This window comes from Pseudomonas sp. LW8, assembly GCF_041956865.1.
Classification (GTDB): Bacteria; Pseudomonadota; Gammaproteobacteria; order Pseudomonadales; family Pseudomonadaceae; genus Aquipseudomonas; species Aquipseudomonas siliginis.
Map to the genome: position 1 here is coordinate 3,515,152 of NZ_CP168138.1, position 23,043 is coordinate 3,538,194.

Annotated in this window: 20 protein-coding genes; 17 read left to right on the forward strand and 3 right to left on the reverse strand. The window is 59.2% G+C overall.

All coding sequences use genetic code 11. From position 1 onward, the window contains the following. The first annotated feature begins 40 nt into the window (after positions 1-40). Together AB9L16_RS15940 and infA are read left to right on the forward strand one after the other, a co-directional pair. Positions 41-748: an arginyltransferase gene (locus tag AB9L16_RS15940; protein WP_041477071.1), complete on the forward strand. Its 708-nt coding sequence runs from the start codon at positions 41-43 to the stop codon at positions 746-748. A gap of 112 nt (positions 749-860) precedes the next feature. After that, a complete protein-coding gene (gene infA / locus AB9L16_RS15945; RefSeq protein WP_002553999.1) occupies positions 861-1,079 on the forward strand; it encodes a translation initiation factor IF-1 in 219 nt (72 codons plus the stop codon). Between the two features lie 806 nt (positions 1,080-1,885). On the opposite strand, the gene clpA is transcribed toward infA, so the two are convergent. Further along, positions 1,886-4,156, reverse strand: a complete 2,271-nt coding sequence (clpA, locus tag AB9L16_RS15950; RefSeq protein WP_016775266.1) for an ATP-dependent Clp protease ATP-binding subunit ClpA — start codon at positions 4,154-4,156, stop codon at positions 1,886-1,888. 30 nt (positions 4,157-4,186) lie between these two features. Then, positions 4,187-4,570, reverse strand: coding sequence for an ATP-dependent Clp protease adapter ClpS (clpS, locus tag AB9L16_RS15955; RefSeq protein WP_011334948.1), 384 nt, complete (start codon positions 4,568-4,570; stop codon positions 4,187-4,189). A 224-nt stretch (positions 4,571-4,794) separates the two neighbouring features. On the opposite strand from clpS, the gene AB9L16_RS15960 reads away from it, so the two are divergent. Further along, complete coding sequence (locus tag AB9L16_RS15960; protein ID WP_236168574.1) at positions 4,795-5,076, forward strand: cold shock domain-containing protein; 282 nt, start codon at positions 4,795-4,797, stop codon at positions 5,074-5,076. Between the two features lie 78 nt (positions 5,077-5,154). Here the strand turns inward: AB9L16_RS15960 and icd are convergent, their stop codons facing one another. Next, positions 5,155-6,411: an NADP-dependent isocitrate dehydrogenase gene (gene icd, locus AB9L16_RS15965; RefSeq protein ID WP_024013414.1), complete on the reverse strand. Its 1,257-nt coding sequence runs from the start codon at positions 6,409-6,411 to the stop codon at positions 5,155-5,157. 481 nt (positions 6,412-6,892) lie between these two features. Here icd and AB9L16_RS15970 point away from each other — a divergent pair, with 481 nt between their 5' ends. The 14 genes from AB9L16_RS15970 (at position 6,893) to nuoF (ending at position 23,042) form a co-directional block, all read left to right on the forward strand. Continuing rightward, positions 6,893-9,118: an NADP-dependent isocitrate dehydrogenase gene (locus AB9L16_RS15970; protein ID WP_375122375.1), complete on the forward strand. Its 2,226-nt coding sequence runs from the start codon at positions 6,893-6,895 to the stop codon at positions 9,116-9,118. 203 nt (positions 9,119-9,321) lie between these two features. Beyond that, entirely contained in the window at positions 9,322-9,768 is a 447-nt protein-coding gene (locus tag AB9L16_RS15975) for an NUDIX hydrolase (RefSeq protein ID WP_016775271.1), read from the forward strand. Positions 9,769-9,827: 59 nt separating this feature from the next. Then, positions 9,828-10,952, forward strand: a complete 1,125-nt coding sequence (gene mnmA, locus AB9L16_RS15980) for a tRNA 2-thiouridine(34) synthase MnmA (RefSeq protein WP_375122376.1) — start codon at positions 9,828-9,830, stop codon at positions 10,950-10,952. Further along, positions 10,949-11,572, forward strand: a complete 624-nt coding sequence (gene hflD, locus AB9L16_RS15985; protein WP_039763308.1) for a high frequency lysogenization protein HflD — start codon at positions 10,949-10,951, stop codon at positions 11,570-11,572. The genes mnmA and hflD overlap by 4 nt, the downstream gene beginning before the upstream one ends. A gap of 126 nt (positions 11,573-11,698) precedes the next feature. After that, a complete protein-coding gene (gene purB, locus AB9L16_RS15990) occupies positions 11,699-13,069 on the forward strand; it encodes an adenylosuccinate lyase (protein ID WP_095182064.1) in 1,371 nt (456 codons plus the stop codon). An 86-nt stretch (positions 13,070-13,155) separates the two neighbouring features. Beyond that, positions 13,156-14,325, forward strand: coding sequence for a cupin domain-containing protein (locus AB9L16_RS15995; protein ID WP_016775274.1), 1,170 nt, complete (start codon positions 13,156-13,158; stop codon positions 14,323-14,325). Beyond that, positions 14,318-14,743, forward strand: a complete 426-nt coding sequence (locus AB9L16_RS16000; protein ID WP_375122377.1) for a GNAT family N-acetyltransferase — start codon at positions 14,318-14,320, stop codon at positions 14,741-14,743. Before AB9L16_RS15995 ends, AB9L16_RS16000 begins: the two co-directional genes overlap by 8 nt. A gap of 287 nt (positions 14,744-15,030) precedes the next feature. Continuing rightward, complete coding sequence (locus AB9L16_RS16005) at positions 15,031-15,792, forward strand: secretin N-terminal domain-containing protein (protein WP_150634939.1); 762 nt, start codon at positions 15,031-15,033, stop codon at positions 15,790-15,792. Positions 15,793-16,266: 474 nt separating this feature from the next. After that, positions 16,267-17,592 carry an isocitrate lyase gene (aceA, locus tag AB9L16_RS16010; protein WP_016775277.1) on the forward strand — a complete coding sequence of 442 codons (1,326 nt, stop codon included), beginning with the start codon at positions 16,267-16,269 and terminating at the stop codon, positions 17,590-17,592. A 645-nt stretch (positions 17,593-18,237) separates the two neighbouring features. Continuing rightward, positions 18,238-18,651 (forward strand): NADH-quinone oxidoreductase subunit A, encoded by a 414-nt coding sequence (locus AB9L16_RS16015; RefSeq protein WP_003223812.1) that lies wholly within the window; start codon positions 18,238-18,240, stop codon positions 18,649-18,651. Positions 18,652-18,661: 10 nt separating this feature from the next. After that, positions 18,662-19,336, forward strand: coding sequence for an NADH-quinone oxidoreductase subunit B family protein (locus tag AB9L16_RS16020; protein ID WP_016775278.1), 675 nt, complete (start codon positions 18,662-18,664; stop codon positions 19,334-19,336). A gap of 69 nt (positions 19,337-19,405) precedes the next feature. Next, positions 19,406-21,190: an NADH-quinone oxidoreductase subunit C/D gene (nuoC, locus tag AB9L16_RS16025; RefSeq protein ID WP_056788887.1), complete on the forward strand. Its 1,785-nt coding sequence runs from the start codon at positions 19,406-19,408 to the stop codon at positions 21,188-21,190. Positions 21,191-21,192: 2 nt separating this feature from the next. After that, positions 21,193-21,690, forward strand: a complete 498-nt coding sequence (gene nuoE / locus AB9L16_RS16030) for an NADH-quinone oxidoreductase subunit NuoE (protein WP_003223804.1) — start codon at positions 21,193-21,195, stop codon at positions 21,688-21,690. Further along, on the forward strand, positions 21,687-23,042 hold the full coding sequence (gene nuoF, locus AB9L16_RS16035; protein ID WP_024013417.1) for an NADH-quinone oxidoreductase subunit NuoF: 1,356 nt from the start codon (positions 21,687-21,689) through the stop codon (positions 23,040-23,042). Before nuoE ends, nuoF begins: the two co-directional genes overlap by 4 nt. The last annotated feature ends 1 nt before the right edge of the window (position 23,043 follow it).

Genomic DNA, 23,043 nt, shown 5'->3' on the forward strand with positions numbered 1-23,043 from the left:
GCTTACACTTAATCCACCAGCTTATCCCGAGGGTTGATTCATGACCGAGTTGGCGCGTTTGAAGTTTTATGCCACTCAGCCCCACTCTTGCAGTTATCTGCCCGAGGAGCAGGCCACGACGCTGTTTCTCGACCCGAGTCAGCCCATGGATGTGCATGTCTACGCAGACCTGTCGGAAATGGGCTTTCGCCGCAGCGGCGATCATTTGTACCGGCCGCATTGCCAGAATTGCAATGCGTGCGTGCCTGCGCGCATTCCCTCCGCACAATTCATCACCAATCGCCAGCAAAAGCGCATCTACAAACGCAACGCGGATTTGCAGGTGCAGCCGGTCAAACCGCACTTCAGCGAAGAATATTTCGACCTGTACCAGCGCTACATTGAACAGCGCCATGCCGACGGCGACATGTACCCGCCAAGCCGCGATCAGTTCTCGACGTTCCTGGTGCGTGACCTGCCCTTCTCGCGCTTCTACGAGTTTCGACTCGACGGACGGTTGCTCGCGGTGGCGGTGACCGATCTGCTGCCCAACGGTTTGTCAGCGGTGTACACCTTCTACGAACCGAACGAAGAACGCCGCAGCCTCGGCCGTTACGCAATCCTCTGGCAAATCGCCGAGAGCCAGCGTCTGGGCCTTGAGGCCGTGTACTTGGGTTACTGGATCAAGAACTGCAAAAAGATGAACTACAAAACGCAATATCGGCCCATCGAATTGCTGATCAATCAGCGCTGGGTCATCCTGAACTGAACCCGCGGCCTAAACCCCTTGGCGTAAACACCATTTTTCGGGCACAATGCACGCCGCTTTTGCCTGGCGCAGTTGCACCGGGCCATTCATTGGATACCGAGGGCTTTACTGCATGTCGAAAGAAGACAGCTTCGAAATGGAAGGCACTGTCGTCGACACCCTGCCCAACACCATGTTTCGTGTGGAGTTGGAAAATGGGCACGTCGTAACCGCGCATATTTCCGGCAAGATGCGCAAGAACTACATTCGTATTCTTACCGGTGACAAAGTGCGCGTCGAGCTGACGCCCTATGACTTGAGCAAAGGGCGGATCACTTACCGCGCTCGTTAATCAAGTCAATACAGAACGCCCGGGTTATGCCGGGCGTTTTTGTTTGTCTGGAAATTGGGTTTTGTGGGCATATCCGTTGGTGCGGGCGCTGCCGCTGGCGGCTTCGCTCTTACAGCGAGTCACCTTTTCCAAACGCCGGAGTGCCGGCCCAGCGAAAAGGTAACCCAAAGGCTTTGCCCCGGCGTACGGCCCGCTCGCTGGGGCTCGGGGTACCTTCGTTACGGGACCGATCCCGTAACGAAGCCTGCCGAAGGGGCAAAAGATCAAGAGCCAGAGCTAAAGCAGAAGCCAGATCAAAAGATCGCAGCCTTCGGCAGCTCCTACAGTTGGATCGCGCCACTGCTCAAGAACAGATCGGCTGTCAGGCCGCCTTCGCGAGCAGGCTCGCTCCCACAAAAAGGCAAAGCAGCGCAGCTGCCCGCGGCGAAGCCGCACCACTCAACAATGAGCGTTAGCTCGAGTGCTTTTGATCCACCGGCGACGTCGGAAGGCTGAGTGGAGGGATTGATCCGGGCGTGGGAGCGCAGCGACCGTCTGGCGCAGCCAGACACAGCGAGTGTAGGTGCAGCGAAGCAAACCGGAGCCGCTGCGCCCGGATCGATCCCGGAGCGAAGGAACCCGAGCCTGCGAGGGCCGAACGTAGGAGCTAGCGTTTTTTGCTTACTTTTTTTGGCGCTTGTAAAAAAGTAAGTCGCCGTCAGGCGAAACCGTCAGTGGCCACTACCGAAGCAACGGATATTCACCCAAACCCACCAAACAACGAGCAACAAAAAGGCGCCCGAAGGCGCCCTCTTGATATACGACCGTCAGGCCATCTCAGCCGTGGTTTCGAAGTCGAACGTCAACTCCCCATCCTTGATGTCGATGTGCACCACACCGCCATGCTCGGCCAGCTCGCCAAACAGAATCTCCTCCGCCAGCGGACGCTTGATCTTGTCCTGGATCAGACGCGCCATCGGACGTGCGCCCATCGCCGAGTCATAACCACCCGCCGCCAGCCAGCTGCGTGCCGCATCAGTAACCTCAAGCAACACACGCTTGTCTTCCAGCTGCGCCTGAAGCTCGGTGAGGAACTTGTCCACCACACTTTTGATGACCTCATGGCTGAGGCGACCAAACTGGATAATGGTGTCCAGACGGTTACGGAATTCCGGCGTGAAGCTCTTCTTGATCACTTCCATCGCATCGGACGAGTGGTCCTGATGGGTGAAACCGATCGAAGCCCGCGCTGCCGTCTCGGCACCGGCGTTGGTGGTCATGATCACGATCACATTGCGGAAGTCCGCTTTGCGCCCGTTGTTGTCGGTCAGCGTGCCGTGGTCCATGACCTGCAACAGCAGGTTGAAGACTTCCGGATGCGCCTTCTCGATTTCATCGAGCAGCAATACGCAATGTGGCTGCTTGGTGATCGCTTCGGTCAGCAGACCGCCCTGATCGAAACCGACATAGCCTGGAGGCGCACCGATCAGACGCGATACGGTGTGACGCTCCATGTACTCGGACATGTCGAAGCGAACCAGCTCGATGCCCAGCGCCTTGGCCAGTTGTCGCGCGGCCTCGGTTTTACCGACACCGGTAGGCCCGGCGAACAGGAACGAACCGACCGGCTTGTCTGGCGACTTGAGCCCGGCACGCGACAGCTTGATCGCAGTGGACAGCGAATCGATCGCCGCGTCCTGACCAAACACCGTAAGCTTCAGGTCACGCTCCAGGTTACGCAGCAGCTCTTTGTCGGAACTGGTGACATGCTTCGGCGGAATCCGCGCGATTTTCGCGACGATGTCCTCGACCTGCGGCACTTCGATACGCTTGACGCGCATTTCCACCGGTTGCAGACGCTGGTAGGCGCCCGCCTCGTCGATCACGTCGATGGCCTTGTCCGGCATGTGCCGGTCATTGATGTAGCGCGACGCCAGTTCGGCAGCGGCACGCAACGACTCATCGCTGTACTCGATATTGTGATGCTGCTCGAAACGCCCTTTCAGGCCACGCAGGATACCGATGGTGTCTTCCACCGACGGCTCGACGACATCGACCTTCTGGAAGCGACGCGCCAAGGCACGGTCCTTCTCGAAGATGCCGCGAAATTCCTGGAACGTGGTCGAACCGATGCAGCGAATGTCGCCAGACGACAGCAGCGGCTTGAGCAGATTGGATGCATCCATCACGCCACCGGACGCTGCGCCCGCACCGATGATGGTGTGGATCTCGTCGATGAACAGGATCGCCTGCGGACGTTTCTTCAGCTCATTGAGCAGCGCCTTGAAGCGCTTCTCGAAATCACCGCGATACTTGGTACCCGCGAGCAGAGCGCCGAGGTCGAGCGAATAAACAACCGCATTGGCCAGCAGATCCGGCACCTGATTGTCGACGATGCGCTTGGCCAGGCCTTCGGCAATCGCGGTTTTACCCACGCCTGCCTCACCCACCAGCAGCGGATTGTTCTTGCGCCGGCGCGCAAGAATCTGCGCGACACGCTCGACTTCCGACTCACGACCAACCAACGGATCAATGCGACCCTGGCGCGCGAGTTCGTTGAGGTTACTGGCATAAGCATCCAGAGGATTGCCTGAAGAAGAAGACTCACCGCCCTCGTCGTCCTGCATATCTTGTTCACCTTCAGAGTGATCGCCGTGCCCCGGTACTTTCGAAATGCCGTGGGCGATGTAGTTGACGACATCGATGCGCGCCACGCTCTGCTGTTTCAGCAGGAACACGGCCTGACTCTCTTGCTCACTGAAGATGGCGACCAGCACGTTGGCGCCGGTCACTTCGCGCTTGCCCGAGCTCTGTACGTGAAAAACAGCACGCTGCAGGACACGCTGGAAGCCCAGGGTTGGCTGGGTTTCGCGATCCTCGTCATGCACGGGGATCAATGGCGTGGTGGAGTCGATGAACTCCTGCAGATCATGCTTGAGTTTGTCGAGGTTTGCGCCGCAGGCACGCAAAACGGTGGCGGCAGCCTCATTATCCAATAGGGCCAGCAGGAGATGTTCGACGGTCATGAACTCATGACGCTTCGAACGAGCCTCCTTGAAGGCAAGATTGAGGGTGACTTCGAGCTCGCGGTTTAACATAGCTTCACCTCATACCCAAGTGGTCGGCGATTAACCGTCCTTCTCGATTTCACAGAGTAGCGGATGCTGGCTTTCCCTGGCGTACTGGTTGACCTGCATGGCCTTTGTCTCGGCGATGTCGCGGGTAAACACTCCACATACTGCCCGTCCTTCTGTATGGACGGCCAGCATGACCTTGGTCGCCAGCTCGCGATTCAGGTTAAAAAACACCTCGAGCACTTCGACGACGAAATCCATCGGTGTGTAGTCATCGTTGAACAAAACCACCTTGTACATCGGCGGCGCCTGTAACGCGGGCTTTGCTTCCTGAACAGCAACGCCTGCCGAATCGTCGTCGTGCTCCTGTGGAAGATCCTTTTGGAGAAGCGGGCGATCCTGATTGAATGTTAGTCGAATCTGGCTGATTGCATGCATGGAAAAAAAGGTTCGTCAGTTGTGCGAATACAGTGGTGGGGGCGGTTGCACACGTTTTCAACTACGACTGCCCGGTCACCTTGACTATCGGGAAAACGGTGTTACAACCAATAGAGCCCACAGTGGGTAAAAAAGATCCGCGGAGTCAATTCTTTTATCGAATTCGATTGCGGATGTCGTGGATGATACTCCAGCGATGGAGTCTGTTGCAGAGGGATTTGAGCATGGCTGTCGGCAAGGTGAAATGGTTCAACAATGCCAAGGGATTCGGCTTTATCAATACCGACGCCCGGGAAGGTCGCGATGAGGATGGCAAGGACATTGATTTCTTTGCCCACTACTCGGCCATTGAAATGGATGGGTACAAGACCCTGAAAGCGGGTCAGGCGGTGAACTTCGAGATCGTTCAAGGCCCTAAAGGGCTGCATGCCGTGAAGATAACTTCGGTCGAAGTCGCTTCGGCGCCGAGCGCGATTGCCACGGAAAAACAAACGGCAACCAGTTGAAGCCTCAAAACATTCGGTCATAAAAAAACCGCCTGACTCAACCCATCGAGTCAGGCGGTTTTTGCGTGCCTGCAACTTTTACATATGCGAAATCAGCGCATCTCCGAACCCGGAGGACGAAACCAGCTTCGCGCCATCCATCAAACGCTCGAAATCATAAGTAACAGTCTTCGCGCCGATCGCACCGTTGGTGCCCTTGATGATCAGGTCCGCCGCTTCAGTCCAGCCCATGTGACGCAACATCATCTCGGCCGAGAGAATCAGCGAGCCCGGGTTGACCTGATCCTTGCCGGCGTATTTCGGTGCGGTACCGTGGGTCGCCTCGAACATCGCTACGGTGTCGGACAGGTTGGCACCCGGCGCGATGCCGATACCGCCCACTTCCGCCGCCAGGGCGTCAGACAGGTAGTCACCGTTGAGGTTAAGCGTTGCGATGACATCGTATTCGGCCGGGCGCAGCAGGATCTGCTGGAGCATGGCATCGGCGATGGCGTCCTTGACCACAACGTTCTTGCCGGTTTTCGGGTTCTTGAACTGCATCCACGGACCGCCATCGAGCAGCGTCGCACCGAATTCTTCGGCCGCCACTTCGTAGGCCCACTCCTTGAAGGCACCTTCGGTGAACTTCATGATGTTGCCTTTGTGCACGATGGTCAGCGAGTCGCGGTCATTGTCGACCACGTATTGCAGAGCCTTGCGCGCCAGACGCTTGGTGCCTTCGCGGGAGACCGGCTTGACGCCGATGCCGCAGTTTTCGTCGAAACGGATCTTGGTGACGCCCATTTCTTCTTTAAGGAATTTGATGACCTTGGTGGCTTCCGGCGAACCGGCCTTCCATTCGATACCGGCGTAAATGTCTTCGGAGTTCTCGCGAAAGATGGTCATGTCGACATCGCCGGGCTTTTTCACCGGGCTTGGCACGCCTTCGAACCAGCGCACCGGGCGCAGACAGACGTACAGGTCGAGCTGCTGACGCAGGGCCACGTTCAGCGAGCGGATGCCGCCACCGACCGGAGTGGTCAGCGGGCCTTTGATCGAAACCACGTAATCCTTGACCGCGTCGAGGGTTTCCTGCGGCAGCCAGGTGTCCTGGTCATAAACCTGAGTGGCCTTTTCGCCGGCATAGACTTCCATCCAGGAAATCTTGCGCTTGCCGCCGTAGGCCTTTTCAACAGCAGCATCGACAACCTTGATCATCACCGGACTGATGTCGACACCAATACCGTCACCTTCGATGAAGGGGATGATCGGGTTATCAGGAACATTGAGAGAATGGTCTGCATTGACGGTGATTTTGTCGCCGACGGCTGGAACCTGAATCTTCTTGTAACCCATGCTGAACTCCATTGTTTGGATTGAACACCTGGCTTGCTTCGAGCGTAACCCAGTTGAATCAACACGCAAACCCTATGTTCCTGCGCCGCGCACATCTCGTTTCGTACAAGCCTGAAAGCAAAGGGAAAAGCGCCAAACTCCAGCATTCGTAACGAGTCTTTGCCCGGTCGCGCCCTGCGACCTTTAGACCAATGGACGAGAATCGTTGCATATGAACCATCGGCAGATTGCCAGCTACCTATGTATAATGCCGCCCGCTGACCACAGGGTCACGACGGCTGGCCTCTCTAGCACGAGACTTTCCGCCTGATTGGTCGGGTTGTTACCGCAGCCTGACTGCTTGACGCTCTACTGATGCACCCAACATCACCGCGAAGAATCTCGACATTCGGTTCATGGATGACTTTGAACGAACGCGCTTACCCGGCGCCCCTCGAGTTTCTGCGCACGCTTTAGCAAAGAAGAGAGAGTTAATCCGAATATGCCCACCCGCTCGAAGATCATCTATACCTTCACCGACGAAGCTCCTGCCCTCGCCACCTATTCCCTGCTGCCGATCATCGAGGCTTACACCGCCTCGGCCGATATCGCCGTGGAAACCCGCGATATCTCTCTTGCAGCGCGCATCCTGGCAAGCTTCCCCGAGCAACTGGGCGACAAAGCCGTAGCCGATCACCTCGCCGAACTGGGCGACCTGGCCGTTACGCCTGAAGCCAACATAATCAAGCTGCCGAACATCAGTGCTTCGGTGCCACAGCTGCAAGCCGCGATCAAAGAGCTGCAGGCGCAGGGCTACAACCTGCCGGACTACCCGGAAACCGTGACCAGCGACGCCGACAAAGACGCCAGGGCGCGTTACGACAAGGTCAAGGGCAGCGCCGTGAACCCGGTTCTGCGTGAAGGCAACTCCGACCGCCGCGCTCCGCTGTCGGTGAAGAACTATGCGCGCAAGCACCCGCACAAAATGGGCGCCTGGGCCAAGGACTCCAAGTCCCACGTCGCTCACATGAGCACCGGCGATTTCTACGGCAGCGAAAAAGCTGTCCTGATCGACGCCGCTGACGCTGTGAAGATCGAACTGATCGCCAAGGACGGTGCCGCTACCGTTCTGAAAGAAAAGACCACCGTTCAGGCTGGCGAGATCCTCGACTGCGCCGTGATGAGCAAAAACGCCCTGCGTGCGTTCATCGCTGCCGAGATCGAAAACGCCAAGGCCCAGGGCGTACTGCTCTCGGTTCACCTGAAAGCGACCATGATGAAGGTCTCGGACCCGATCATGTTCGGCCAGATCGTTGCCGAGTTCTATAAAGACGCACTGACCAAGCACGCTGACGTGCTGAACCAGATCGGCTTCAATCTGAACAACGGCATCGGCGATCTGTACGCGCGCATCAAGGCCCTACCGGCCGAGCAGCAAGCGCAGATCGAAGCCGATATCGCAGCGATCTACGCCGTTCGTCCGTCGCTGGCGATGGTCAACTCCGACAAAGGCATCACCAACCTGCACGTGCCGAGCGACGTCATCGTTGACGCCTCGATGCCAGCGATGATCCGTGACTCCGGCAAGATGTGGGGCACCGACGGTCAGCTGCACGACACCAAGGCTGTGATCCCGGATCGTTGCTACGCGACCATCTACCAGGCTGTGATCGAAGACTGCAAAGCCAACGGCGCTTTCGACCCGACCACCATGGGCAGCGTGCCGAACGTCGGTCTGATGGCGAAGAAAGCCGAAGAGTACGGTTCCCACGACAAGACCTTCCAGATCAAGGCTGACGGCGTTGTTCGCGTCACCGACAGCAAGGGCAAGCTGCTGATGGAACAGGCTGTCGAAGCCGGCGACATCTTCCGCATGTGCCAGACCAAAGACGCGCCGATCCAGGACTGGGTCAAACTGGCCGTCAACCGTGCTCGCGCGAGCAGCACGCCGGCGATCTTCTGGCTCGACCCGATGCGCGCTCACGATGGCGTGGTGATCGAGAAGGTTCAGGCCTACCTGAAGGACCACGACACCAGCGGTCTGGACATCCAGATCATGGCGCCGGTCGACGCGATGAAGTACACCCTGCAGCGCACCCGCGAAGGCAAGGACACCATTTCGGTGACCGGCAACGTACTGCGCGACTATCTGACCGACCTGTTCCCGATCATGGAACTGGGCACCAGCGCCAAGATGCTGTCGATCGTGCCGCTGATGAACGGCGGTGGTCTGTTCGAAACCGGCGCCGGCGGTTCGGCTCCGAAGCACGTGCAGCAACTGGTTGAAGAAAACTTCCTGCGCTGGGATTCGCTGGGTGAGTTCCTTGCCCTCGCCGCTTCCCTTGAGCACCTGGGCGTGAACTACAACAACCCGAAAGCACTGGTGCTGTCGAAAACCCTGGACCAGGCCACCGGCCAGTTCCTCGACAACAACAAGTCGCCATCGCGCAAGGTCGGCAACATCGACAACCGCGGCAGCCACTTCTATCTGGCGATGTACTGGGCTCAGGCCCTGGCTGCCCAGACCGAAGACGCTGCACTGCAAGCGCAGTTCGCGACTCTGGCCAAAACCCTGACCGAGAACGAGGCAACCATCGTTGCCGAGCTCAACGCCGTTCAGGGCAAGCCAGTCGACATCGGCGGTTACTACCACGCCGACGCCGAGCTGATCAGCAAGGCCATGCGTCCAAGCGCAACCTTCAACGCGGCGATTGCTGCGCTGGTTTAAGGCTGTAATGCGGTGAACAGACCCCGGCCTTGTGCCGGGGTTTGTGTTTCCGGGTTTTGTGATCACCACAAAACTTTGTGGGAGCTGGCTTGCCAGCGATGGCGGTTTATCATCCAGCATGGATGGTGACTGAACCACCGCTATCGCTGGCAAGCCAGCTCCCACAGGGATTGGGGTTTAACCAATAGATTGAGGAAGGTTTTATGGAATGGCTCCCCCACATCACCGTCGCCACCATCGTCGAGGACAACGGTCGCTTCCTGATGGTCGAAGAGCACAAAGGTGGGCGTAATGTGCTCAACCAGCCCGCCGGCCATCTCGATCCGGATGAAACCCTGATCGATGCGGCCATTCGCGAAACCCTCGAAGAAACCGGCTGGGACGTCGAACCGACAGGCGTGATCGGCATTTATCTGTACACCGCACCGAGCAACGGCGTGACTTACCAGCGCATATGCTTCAGCGCCAAAGCCGTGCAGCATCACCCGGATTACCAGCTTGACGACGGCATCGTCGGCGCCAAGTGGCTGACCCGCGACGAATTAATCGCCCAGCGCGATAACTGGCGCAGTGAACTGATCATCCGTTGCATCGACGATTATCTGGCCGGTCATCACTTCAGCCTCGAACTGATCCGCCCTTCTCTTTAGCCTTGCGGCCGCGAGCCTGATAGAATCGCGCCCTTTTCCAAGACACTCATTGAATCCCTATGCGTGATCCAGCCCCTTCTGACACATCCAAGAAGCGCGTCATTGTCGGCATGTCCGGCGGCGTGGACTCTTCCGTTTCCGCCCTTCTCCTGATCGAGCAGGGTTACGAAGTGGAAGGCCTGTTCATGAAGAACTGGGAAGAAGACGACGGAACGGAATACTGCACCGCGATGGACGACCTGGCGGATGCTCAGGCTGTCTGCGACAAGATCGGCATCAAGCTGCACACCGCCAACTTCGCCGCCGAGTACTGGGACAACGTGTTCGAGCACTTCCTCGCCGAATACAAGGCCGGGCGCACGCCGAACCCGGACATCCTGTGCAACCGCGAGATCAAGTTCAAAGCGTTCCTCGACTACGCGATGATGCTCGGCGCCGACCTGATCGCCACCGGCCACTACGTGCGCCGCCGTGATATCGATGGTCGCACCGAACTGCTCAAAGGCCTCGATCCGAACAAGGATCAGAGCTATTTCCTGCACGCCGTCGGCGGCGAACAGATCGCCAAGACCCTGTTCCCGGTCGGCGAACTGGAAAAGCCTGAAGTGCGCGCGATTGCCGAGAAATACGAACTGGCCACCGCCAAGAAGAAGGATTCCACCGGAATCTGCTTCATCGGCGAGCGCCGTTTCAGCGATTTCCTCAAGCAATACCTGCCGGCACAACCGGGCGAGATCAAGACCACCGAAGGCGAAGTCATCGGCCGTCACCACGGCTTGATGTACCACACCATCGGCCAGCGTCAGGGCCTCGGCATCGGCGGCTTGAAGGATGCCGGCGATGAGCCGTGGTACGTGCTGCGCAAGGATCTGCAGACCAACGAGCTGATCGTCGGCCAGGGCAACAACCATCCGTGGCTGTTCTCCAGCGCCCTGCTCGCCTCGGAAATCTACTGGGTCAACCCGATCGACCTGAGCCAGCCGCTGCGCCTGACGGCGAAAGTGCGCTATCGCCAGAGCGATCAGGCCTGCACCCTGGAAAAAACCGCCAGCGGTTATCGCGCCGTGTTCGACGAAGCGCAACGCGCGGTGACGCCGGGCCAATCGGTGGTGTTCTATGACGGTGAAATCTGCTTGGGTGGCGGCGTGATCGAAGTGGCCGAGCCGTGGAGCGGCCAGGCATGAGCCCGACTCAGGAGCAACTGACGGCGCTGGGCGGCGTGTTTCTCGCCGCCGTGCTGGTCGATCGCATCGCCAAGACCGGCCAGACCAACGAGGCCGGCCTGAGTTGCATGCTCGGCAGCCTGCTGGTCCGCGACCCAAAAGATACGCTGGACGTCTACGGCGGCGACGACATCAATCTGCGCGAGGGTTATCGCGCGCTGATTGGCGCCCTTGAGCGCGATCCGAGCACCTTGCAGCGCGAGCCGTTGCGCTACGCGCTGTCGATGCTCGGTCTGGAGCGGCAACTGGCCAAGCGTGACGACATGCTTGAGACGATTGCCAAACGCCTGCCGCAGATCCAGTCGCAGGTGGAGCATTTTGGCCCGGCCCACGAAAACGTCGTGGCCGCTTGCGGTGCGTTGTACCAGGACACTTTGAGCACTCTGCGCCAGCGCATTCAGGTGCACGGCGACATGCGCAACCTGCAACAGCCGAGCAATGCCTCGAAGATCCGCGCCCTGCTCCTCGCCGGTATCCGCTCGGCGCGCCTGTGGCGTCAGCTCGGTGGTCATCGCTGGCAGTTGGTGATCAGCCGCCGCAAGTTGCTTAAAGAGCTTTATCCGTTGATGCGCAGCGAGTAAACGCCGCGTCACGAAGGCTTTGTAGTCTGTAACGCGTAATACGCCGGTCAGTTGGCGACGGACCGGCGGATTTTTTCATGTATGATACGCGCCCCATTTCGTTGCCCGACTGTCCGAGAACACCCCATGCAGCTCTCTTCGCTCACTGCGGTTTCCCCTGTTGACGGCCGCTACGCCGGCAAAACCCAGGCCCTGCGCCCGATTTTCAGCGAGTACGGCCTGATCCGTGCCCGCGTTCTGGTTGAAGTGCGCTGGCTCCAGCGCCTGGCCGCCCACGCTGGCATCCCTGAAGTGCCAGCCTTCTCCGCCGAGGCCAACGCCGTTCTCAACGAACTGGCTGACAACTTCTCGCTGGAGCACGCCGAGCGCGTCAAAGAGATCGAGCGCACCACCAACCACGACGTCAAAGCGATCGAATACCTGCTCAAAGAGCAGGCGGCCAAGCTGCCGGAGCTGGCCAAGGTCAGCGAATTCATCCACTTTGCCTGCACCAGCGAAGACATCAACAACCTGTCCCACGCCCTGATGCTACGCGAAGGCCGTGACGACGTGATGCTGCCGCTGATGCGCCAGACCGCCAACGCTATCCGCGAACTGGCCATCCGTTTCGCCGACGTGCCAATGCTGTCGCGCACCCACGGCCAGCCGGCTTCGCCGACTACTCTGGGTAAAGAACTGGCCAACGTGGTTTACCGTCTCGAGCGTCAGATCGCTCAAGTCGCTGCCGTGCCGCTGCTGGGCAAGATCAACGGCGCTGTCGGCAACTACAACGCACACCTCTCGGCCTACCCGCAGATCGACTGGGAAGCCAACGCCCGCGCCTTCATCGAAGACGAGCTGGGCCTGGGCTTCAACCCGTACACCACGCAGATCGAACCGCACGACTACATCGCCGAGCTGTTCGACGCTATCGCACGCTTCAACACCATCCTGATCGACTTCGACCGCGACATCTGGGGCTATATCTCCTTGGGTTATTTCAAGCAGCGCACCATCGCTGGTGAAATCGGTTCGTCGACCATGCCGCACAAGGTCAACCCGATCGACTTCGAAAACTCCGAAGGCAACCTGGGTATCGCCAACGCATTGTTCCAGCACCTGGCGAGCAAGCTGCCGATCTCCCGCTGGCAGCGCGACCTGACCGACTCCACCGTCCTGCGCAACCTCGGTGTCGGCTTCGCCCACAGCGTGATCGCTTACGAAGCCAGCCTCAAAGGCATCAGCAAACTCGAGCTCAACGAGCAGAAGATTGCCGCTGACCTCGATGCTTGCTGGGAAGTATTGGCTGAGCCGATCCAGACCGTGATGCGTCGCTACAACATCGAAAACCCGTACGAAAAGCTGAAAGAACTGACCCGCGGCAAGGGCATCAGCCCTGAAGCGTTGCAGACTTTCATCGATGGCCTGGACATGCCAGCCGAAGCCAAAGCCGAGCTCAAGCAACTGACCCCGGCCAACTACATCGGCAACGCTGTGGCACAAGCCAAACGCATCTGATCGACCGTTTGCCCCGCTTGAGACGCCCGGCCGCGCCGGGCGTTTTTATTCCCGTCTGAAAAGTGCTTTTTTTCAATAGGTTACATATGAATTCCGATATTCCTCTTCAACTTCTGGGCGGCCTCACAGCACGCGAATTCCTGCGTGACTACTGGCAGAAAAAACCGCTGCTGATCCGTCAGGCGATTCCTGACTTCGAAAGCCCGATCGACGCCGACGAACTGGCCGGCCTGGCCCTGGAAGAAGAAGTCGAATCGCGCCTGGTGATCGAACATGGCGAGCGTCCATGGGAACTGCGTCGCGGCCCGTTCGCCGAAGACGAGTTCAGCAAATTGCCAGAAAAAGAGTGGACCCTGCTGGTGCAAGCGGTTGATCAGTTCGTGCCGGAAGTCAGCGAACTGCTGGAAAACTTCCGCTTCCTGCCGAGCTGGCGTGTCGACGACGTGATGATCAGCTTTGCCGCACCGGGTGGCAGCGTCGGCCCGCATTTCGACAACTACGATGTGTTCCTGCTGCAGGGCCATGGCAAGCGCAACTGGAAAATCGGCCAGATGTGCGATTCCGAGAGCCCGCTCCTGCAGCACGCTGACCTGCGCATCCTCGCTGAATTCCACGAGACCGAAGAATGGGTGCTGGAGCCAGGCGACATGCTCTACCTGCCGCCGCGTCTGGCCCATTGCGGCGTCGCGGTCGACAACTGCATGACTTACTCGGTCGGTTTCCGCGCGCCGAGCGCCGCTGAAGTGCTGACCCACTTCACCGACTTCCTCAGCCAGTTCCTGACTGACGAAGAGCGCTACACCGATGCCGACGCCAAGCCGGCAGTCGATCCGCACCAGATTCAACACGATGCACTGGATCGTCTGAAAAGCCTGCTCGCCGAACACATGAGCGACGAGCGTCTGCTGCTGACCTGGTTCGGCCAGTACATGACCGAGCCGCGCTACCCGGAACTGGTGGTCGGCCCGGAAGACGTCGAAGAAGAAGACTTCCTCGCCGCCCTGCAGGACGGCGCCGTGCTGATCCGCAACCCGAGCGCGCGCCTGGCCTGGTCGGAAGTCGATGACGATCTGCTGCTGTTCGCTAGTGGCCAGAGCCGCTACCTGCCGGGCAAGCTGCGCGAACTGTTGAAGCTGATCTGCGCCGCTGACGCCCTGCACGCCGACAACCTGGGCGAATGGCTGAGCGATGAAGACGGCCGCAGCCTGCTCTGCGAACTGGTCAAGCAAGGAAGCCTGGGGTTTGCCGATGAATAAAATTCGCGTTCGTGTCGCAGACTGGCAGAAGGATATCGCCGAGATCCGGCGCATTCGTGAAACGGTGTTCATCGCCGAACAATCGGTGCCACCCGAGCTTGAGTGGGACGCCGATGACGCGACCGCCGTGCATTTTCTGGCGCTCGAAGGCGACTTCCCGATCGGCACGGCGCGACTGCTGCCCGATGGGCATATCGGTCGGGTTTCGGTACTCAAAGACTGGCGCGGAATGAAGGTCGGTGACGCGCTGATGCAAGCGGTCATCGCCGAAGCCGAAGCGCGCGGCTTGAAGCAACAGAAGCTCAGCGCTCAGGTGCAAGCCACGGCGTTCTATGAGCGCCTGGGCTTCAGCCTGGTCAGCGAGGAGTTTCTCGAGGCCGGCATTCCGCATGTCGACATGGTTCGGCATTCGGCCTGATTCCGAGACCTCTAGATCCCTGTGGCGAGGGGATTTATCCCCGCTGGGCTGCGAAGCAGCCCCAAATCCAGAAAACTCGGTGAGTCAGTTAAATCGAGCGCGCTGGGTCGGCGACTGCTGTGCAGCCGAGCGGGGATAAATCCCCTCGCCACAATGGCCGCGAGCACACCACAAAACGCCCCGCCATTTTCGGATGCCGGGGCGTTTTGCTGTCTACGATTCAACTTGCCCCACCCCGGGCCGACAAACTGGCAATATCAAGCCTTTCGAACGCGGAGATAACGGACATGTCCCTACGCACCCTGCTCACCACCCTGCTGCTCGGCTGCAGTTTTTCGGTGCTGGCAGCCACAGAAATCGTCCCCCTCAAATACCACACCAGCGCTGACATGTTGCCAGTGGCGCAGGATTTCATCGGCCAGGACGGTCAGGTCAGCGCTTACGGCAATCAGCTGATCGTCAAAGCCGAGCCGGGCAAGATACAGGAACTGAAAGATCTGCTGGCGCAACTCGATACCGCACCGAAGCGCTTGCTGATCACCGTCGACACCAACGAAAACAATGGCCGTGGCGACGAAGGTTATTCGGTCAACGGCGCCCAGCCGAACCAGACCCGGATCATCAGCCGCAGCACCACCAGCCGCAACGGCGGCGTTCAGCAAGTGCAGACCAGTGAAGGCACTCCGGCGCTGATTCAGGTTGGCCAAAGCGTGCCGATCACCACCACCCAGAGCGATTCCTACGGCGGTTACAGCAGCGAGACCCAATACCGCAACGTCACCCAGGGTTTCTACGTCACCGCCAGCGTCACCGGCGAGACCGTTCATCTGGCGATCAGTACCAACCGTGACCGCATGAGCCAGGAACGTCCCGATGTAGTGAACGTGCAAAGCACCGACACAACTGTCACCGGACGCCTCGGCGAATGGATCACCCTGGCGGGCGTCAACAGCCAGACTCAGGCCGACAAACAGGGGCTGACCCGCAGCTACTCGACTCAAGGCCGGGATGACATGACCTTGCGGGTGAAAGTCGACACACTGGACTAAAGCACCGAAAACTGACTGATTAGTCGTATTAGACGAAAGATGTAGTGCCTTAAAAAAAGCACTACAAAACGTTTGACGAGGCCAAAAAGCGAAGGCATGATGGCCTCGCTCCCGCTAATCAGAGGCCCTGGCAAGGGCCTTCGAAGCGCCGTTCGCACCTATCCCGCGAACCGTTTCGTGTCTGTACCGCCCACAAGGTGTGTTTGACGAGGTTGCCGACTGGAACGAAGTTGTCCCGAGGGACGGAAGCGTATTTAGGTAACCCGGCTTCACGCTGCAGACCGTATAAAGGCCCACGACGCCGGAATGCGCCCGCACCGCGCCACTACCTGCTCACTTCCCCTCGAGCCCATCGTTCATCCCGTCGCCTACCCCGCCGAATTCGACTTGACCACCTAAGCTTCTGGTCAGCGAGCGCAGGAATTTTCCACCGCAGAACAACTTTTCATAAAAGACGCGACGAGGTTTATCTCCATGGCACTGACACGCGAACAGCAAATTGCAGCCCTCGAAAAAGACTGGGCCGAGAACCCGCGCTGGAAAGGCGTGACTCGCACTTACTCCGCTGCTGACGTGGTCCGCCTGCGTGGCTCGGTTCAGCCTGAGCACACCTTCGCGAAGATGGGCGCCGAGAAGCTGTGGAACCTGGTCACCCAGGGTGCCAAGCCGTCCTTCCGTCCAGAGAAAGATTTCGTCAACTGCATGGGCGCCCTGACCGGCGGCCAGGCTGTTCAGCAGGTCAAGGCCGGTATCCAGGCGATCTACCTGTCCGGCTGGCAGGTGGCTGCGGACAACAACTCCGCCGAATCGATGTACCCGGATCAGTCGCTGTACCCGGTTGACTCGGTACCGACCGTGGTCAAGCGCATCAACAACTCGTTCCGTCGTGCTGACCAGATCCAGTGGAAAGCCGGCAAGAACCCGGGCGATGACGGCTACATCGACTACTTCGCGCCAATCGTGGCCGACGCTGAAGCAGGCTTCGGCGGCGTACTCAACGCCTACGAGCTGATGAAGAGCATGATCGAAGCAGGCGCCGCCGGCGTTCACTTCGAAGACCAACTGGCTTCGGTGAAGAAATGCGGCCACATGGGCGGCAAGGTTCTGGTGCCAACCCAGGAAGCCGTACAGAAGCTGACCGCTGCCCGTCTGGCAGCTGACGTTGCCGGCACGCCGACCATCATTCTGGCCCGCACCGACGCCAACGCGGCTGACCTGCTGACTTCCGACTGCGACCCGTACGATCAGCCATTCGTGACCGGCGAGCGTACTCAGGAAGGTTTCTACAAGGTACGTGCCGGCCTGGATCAAGCGATCGCCCGTGGCCTGGCTTACGCACCGTACGCCGACCTGATCTGGTGCGAAACCGCCAAGCCGGATCTGGAAGAAGCCCGTCGCTTCGCTGAAGCGATCAAAAAGGAATACCCGGACCAGCTGCTGTCGTACAACTGCTCGCCTTCCTTCAACTGGAAGAAGAACCTGGACGACGCGACCATCGCCAAGTTCCAGCGCGAACTGTCCGCCATGGGCTACAAGCACCAGTTCATCACCCTGGCCGGCATTCACAACATGTGGCACAGCATGTTCAACCTGGCGCACGACTACGCCCGCAACGACATGACCGCCTACGTGAAGCTGCAAGAGCAGGAATTCGCTGACGCCGCCAAGGGTTACACCTTCGTTGCGCACCAGCAGGAAGTGGGCACTGGCTACTTCGACGACATGACCACCGTGATCCAGGGCGGCTCGTCCTCGGTGACCGCGCTGACCGGTTCGACCGAAGAAGAACAGTTCCACTGATTCGGCTTCACCTGAGCAAACGGCCTTTGCGGATCGAATAAAAAGCTAACCGCAGAGCCGCAAGACTGACGCCCCGACTGGATCGGGGCGTTTTTTTGCCTGTTGGAATCTCAAAGACACTACAAATCCCCTGTGGGAGCGAGCCTGCTCGCGAAGGCGATAAGTCAGCTTGCACATCTGGAGGCTGATCCACCGCTTTCGCGAGCAGGCTCGCTCCCACAGGGCTACCGTCAGCCGCGAGACGAAACATTGATCTGAACCGGTACAAGCGTCAGAAATTTCCGCTAAAACGGTAGGCTTCGCTACTTGCAGTAACGCGCAAGTAAGACAACTTCCCAGCCACTCACTCGTTAAACAGTTACAAAACCACGCCAAACGATATCAATTATCATTTAGCAGCAACTATGTTCGTTACAAAGCCTACAAAACATAATTGACGGAAACCCGGCTAATGCCCGCAACGCATGGGCCGCAGCGCCTTCAGGAGACGCTATGTCCTTAATCCGGTAAATAATTTCGCCTTTGGAATTTTACTTGCCGGGTGTTTAGCCATAAAATCAGCCCGATTGATTGCTGCGACATATCGTCACTGCCTTATTTCTTATCAAGCTCAGAGACCTTTGCTCTCTGTTAAGGATTACCAGCATGCCCGAAGCGACAGGACTCATGGCCCACAACTGGGGCTTTGCCATTTTCCTTCTGGGTGTCGTCGGCCTGTGTGCCTTCATGCTTGGCGTCTCCAGCCTCCTCGGGTCAAAAGCCTGGGGTCGCAGCAAAAACGAACCGTTCGAGTCGGGCATGCTACCTACCGGTGGCGCCCGCTTGCGGCTCTCAGCCAAATTCTATCTGGTCGCGATGCTGTTCGTGATCTTCGATATCGAAGCCCTCTTTCTCTTTGCATGGTCTGTGTCCGTCCGCGAAAGCGGCTGGACCGGATTCGTCGAAGCTCTCGTTTTCATAGCAATTCTGTTGGCAGGTCTTGTCTACCTGTTCCGAGTGGGCGCCCTTGACTGGGCTCCGGAAGCTCGTCGCAAGCGGCAGGCGAAGCTGAAACAATGAGGCTTTGGCAATGCAATACAATCTCACCAGGATCGACCCCGATGCTCCTAACGAGCAGTATCCGATTGGCCAGCGGGAAACCGTTGCCGATCCGTTAGAAGATCAAGTCCACAAAAACATTTTCATGGGCAAGCTGGAAGACGTGCTGAGTGGCGCGGTCAACTGGGGACGTAAGAACTCCCTGTGGCCGTACAACTTCGGCCTGTCGTGCTGCTACGTGGAAATGACCACCGCCTTCACGGCGCCCCACGACATCGCGCGCTTTGGCGCCGAAGTCATCCGGGCCTCGCCGCGTCAGGCCGACTTCATGGTTATCGCCGGTACCTGCTTCATCAAGATGGCGCCGATCATTCAGCGTCTCTACGAGCAAATGCTCGAACCGAAATGGGTTATCTCCATGGGTTCGTGCGCCAACTCCGGCGGCATGTACGACATCTACTCCGTGGTTCAAGGGGTGGACAAGTTCTTGCCCGTGGACGTCTACGTACCTGGCTGCCCGCCCCGTCCGGAAGCATTTCTGCAAGGCTTGATGCTGTTGCAGGAATCGATTGGACAGGAGCGTCGTCCGCTTTCCTGGGTCGTTGGTGATCAAGGCGTGTATCGCGCCGACATGCCATCGCAGAAGGAACAGCGCCGCGAACAGCGAATCGCAGTCACCAATCTGCGCAGCCCTGACGAAGTCTGATCCAGTTCTGTTCCAAGTAACGAGAAGCTGGCTTCATTCTTTACGTTGACCGAAAGCGAAAAAATAACCATGACTACAGGCAGTGCTCTGTACATCCCGCCTTACAAGGCAGACGACCAGGATGTGGTCGTCGAACTGAACAACCGTTTTGGCGCCGAAGCGTTCACCGCGCAGGCAACCCGCACCGGCATGCCGGTGCTGTGGGTGGCCCGTGCCAGACTGGTTGAAGTCCTGACTTTCCTGCGCAACCTGCCCAAGCCGTACGTCATGCTCTATGACCTGCACGGCGTGGACGAGCGTCTGCGCACCAAGCGTCAAGGGCTGCCAACCGGCGCCGATTTCACCGTGTTCTATCACCTCATGTCGCTGGAGCGTAATAGTGACGTGATGATCAAGGTGGCCTTGTCCGAAGGCGACCTCAGCATGCCTTCCGTCACCAGCATCTGGCCCAACGCCAACTGGTACGAGCGCGAAGTCTGGGACATGTTCGGCATCGACTTCAAAGGCCACCCGCACCTGTCGCGCATCATGATGCCGCCGACCTGGGAAGGTCACCCGCTGCGCAAGGACTTCCCGGCGCGCGCCACCGAATTCGATCCGTTCAGCCTCAACCTCGCCAAGCAGCAGCTTGAGGAAGAAGCCGCGCGTTTCCGTCCGGAAGACTGGGGCATGAAGCGTTCCGGAGCCAACGAGGACTACATGTTCCTCAACCTCGGCCCGAACCACCCTTCGGCGCACGGTGCGTTCCGCATCATCCTGCAGCTGGACGGTGAAGAGATCGTCGACTGCGTCCCGGACATCGGATACCACCACCGTGGCGCCGAGAAGATGGGCGAGCGTCAGTCCTGGCACAGCTACATTCCGTACACCGACCGTATCGACTACCTCGGCGGCGTGATGAACAACCTGCCGTACGTGCTTTCGGTCGAGAAGCTCGCCGGCATCAAAGTGCCGCAGAAGGTCGATGTCATCCGCATCATGATGGCCGAATTCTTCCGGATCACCAGCCACCTGCTGTTCCTCGGTACCTACATCCAGGACGTCGGCGCCATGACCCCGGTGTTCTTCACTTTCACCGACCGCCAGAAGGCGTACACGGTGATCGAGGCGATCACCGGTTTCCGTCTGCACCCGGCCTGGTACCGCATCGGTGGCGTCGCCCACGACCTGCCGCGCGGCTGGGAAAAACTGGTCAAGGATTTCGTCGAGTGGATGCCCAAGCGTCTGGACGAATACACCAAGGCCGCCCTGCAGAACAGCATCCTCAAGGGGCGTACTGTCGGCGTCGCTGCCTACAACACCAAAGAGGCCCTGGAATGGGGCGTCACCGGTGCCGGCCTGCGTTCGACCGGTTGCGATTTCGACCTGCGCAAAGCGCGTCCGTACTCGGGCTACGAGAACTTCGAATTCGAAGTGCCACTGGCCGTCAACGGCGATGCCTATGACCGCTGCATGGTCCGCGTCGAAGAGATGCGCCAGAGCATCAAGATCATCGATCAATGCATGCGCAACATGCCGGAAGGCCCGTACAAGGCGGATCACCCGCTGACCACGCCGCCGCCGAAAGAGCGCACGCTGCAGCACATCGAAACCCTGATCACGCACTTCCTGCAGGTTTCGTGGGGCCCGGTCATGCCGGCCAACGAATCCTTCCAGATGATCGAAGCGACCAAGGGCATCAACAGTTATTACCTGACGAGCGACGGCGGCACCATGAGCTACCGTACCCGGATCCGTACTCCGAGCTTCCCGCACCTGCAACAGATCCCTTCGGTGATCAAAGGCAGCATGGTCGCGGACTTGATTGCGTACCTGGGTAGTATCGACTTCGTTATGGCCGACGTGGACCGCTAAGCATGAACAGCACGCTTATCCAGACAGACCGTTTCACCTTGAGTGAAACCGAGCGCTCGGCCATCGAGCACGAGCTGCATCACTACGAAGACCCGCGCGCGGCGTCGATCGAAGCCCTGAAGATCGTCCAGAAAGAACGCGGCTGGGTGCCGGATGGCGCCCTCTACGCGATCGGCGAGATCCTCGGCATCCCGGCCAGCGACGTTGAAGGCGTGGCGACGTTCTACAGCCAGATCTTCCGTCAGCCGGTCGGCCGTCACATCATTCGCGTCTGCGACAGCATGGTCTGCTACATCGGCGGCCACGAGTCGGTGGTCAGCGAAATCCAGAACAATCTGGGCATCGGCCTGGGTCAGACCACCGCCGACGGTCGTTTCACCCTGCTGCCTGTCTGCTGCCTCGGCAACTGCGACAAGGCACCGGCGCTGATGATCGACGACGACACCTTTGGCGACGTGCAGCCTGCTGGCGTGGCCAAACTGCTCGAGGGCTACGTATGACCCTGACATCTTTTGGTCCAGCCAACCGCATCCAGCGCTCGGCCGAGACTCACCCGCTGACCTGGCGTCTGCGCGATGACGGCGAAGCCGTGTGGCTCGACGAGTACCAGGCCAAGAACGGTTACGCCGCTGCACGCAAAGCCTTCGCCGAGATGGATCAGGACGCCATCGTCCAGACCGTCAAAGACGCTGGCCTCAAGGGTCGCGGCGGCGCCGGCTTCCCCACTGGCGTGAAGTGGGGCCTGATGCCCAAGGACGAATCCATCAACATCCGCTACCTGCTGTGCAACGCGGATGAAATGGAGCCGAACACCTGGAAAGACCGCATGCTGATGGAGCAACTGCCCCATCTGCTGATCGAAGGCATGCTGATCAGTGCCCGCGCGCTGAAAACCTACCGTGGCTACATCTTCCTGCGCGGCGAATACACTACCGCCGCCAAGCACCTCAACCGTGCCGTGGAAGAAGCCAAGGCGGCCGGCCTGCTGGGCAAGAACATTCTCGGTTCGGGTTTCGATTTCGAGCTGTTCGTCCACACCGGCGCCGGGCGTTACATCTGCGGTGAAGAAACCGCGCTGATCAACTCCCTCGAAGGCCGCCGCGCCAACCCGCGCTCCAAGCCGCCCTTCCCTGCCGCCGTCGGCGTGTGGGGCAAGCCGACCTGTGTGAACAACGTCGAAACCCTGTGCAACGTGCCGGCGATCATTGCCGACGGCGTTGACTGGTACAAATCGTTGGCCCGCGAAGGTTCCGAAGACATGGGCACCAAGCTCATGGGCTTCTCCGGCAAGGTCAAGAACCCGGGCCTGTGGGAACTGCCATTCGGCGTCACCGGTCGTGAACTGTTCGAAGACTACGCCGGCGGCATGCGCGACGGCTTCAAGCTCAAGGCCTGGCAGCCAGGCGGCGCCGGTACCGGTTTCCTCCTGCCGGAGCACCTCGACGCACAAATGTATGCCGGCGGTATCGCCAAGGTCGGCACCCGGATGGGTACCGGTCTGGCGATGGCGGTGGATGACAGCGTCAACATGGTCTCGCTGCTGCGCAACATGGAGCAGTTCTTCGCTCGCGAATCCTGCGGTTTCTGCACCCCGTGCCGCGATGGTCTGCCATGGAGCGTCAAGCTCCTGATGGCCATCGAACAGGGCAAGGGCCAGCCGGGCGACATCGAGACCCTGCTGGGTCTGGTCGGTTTCCTCGGCCCGGGCAAGACCTTCTGTGCTCACGCACCGGGAGCCGTGGAGCCGCTGGGCAGCGCGATCAAATACTTCCGTCCAGAGTTCGAAGCCGGTATCGCGCCTGTCAGCGCCGCCGTCCCGCCTCTGGCAAGGCCGATCGTAGTCGGCGCTTAAA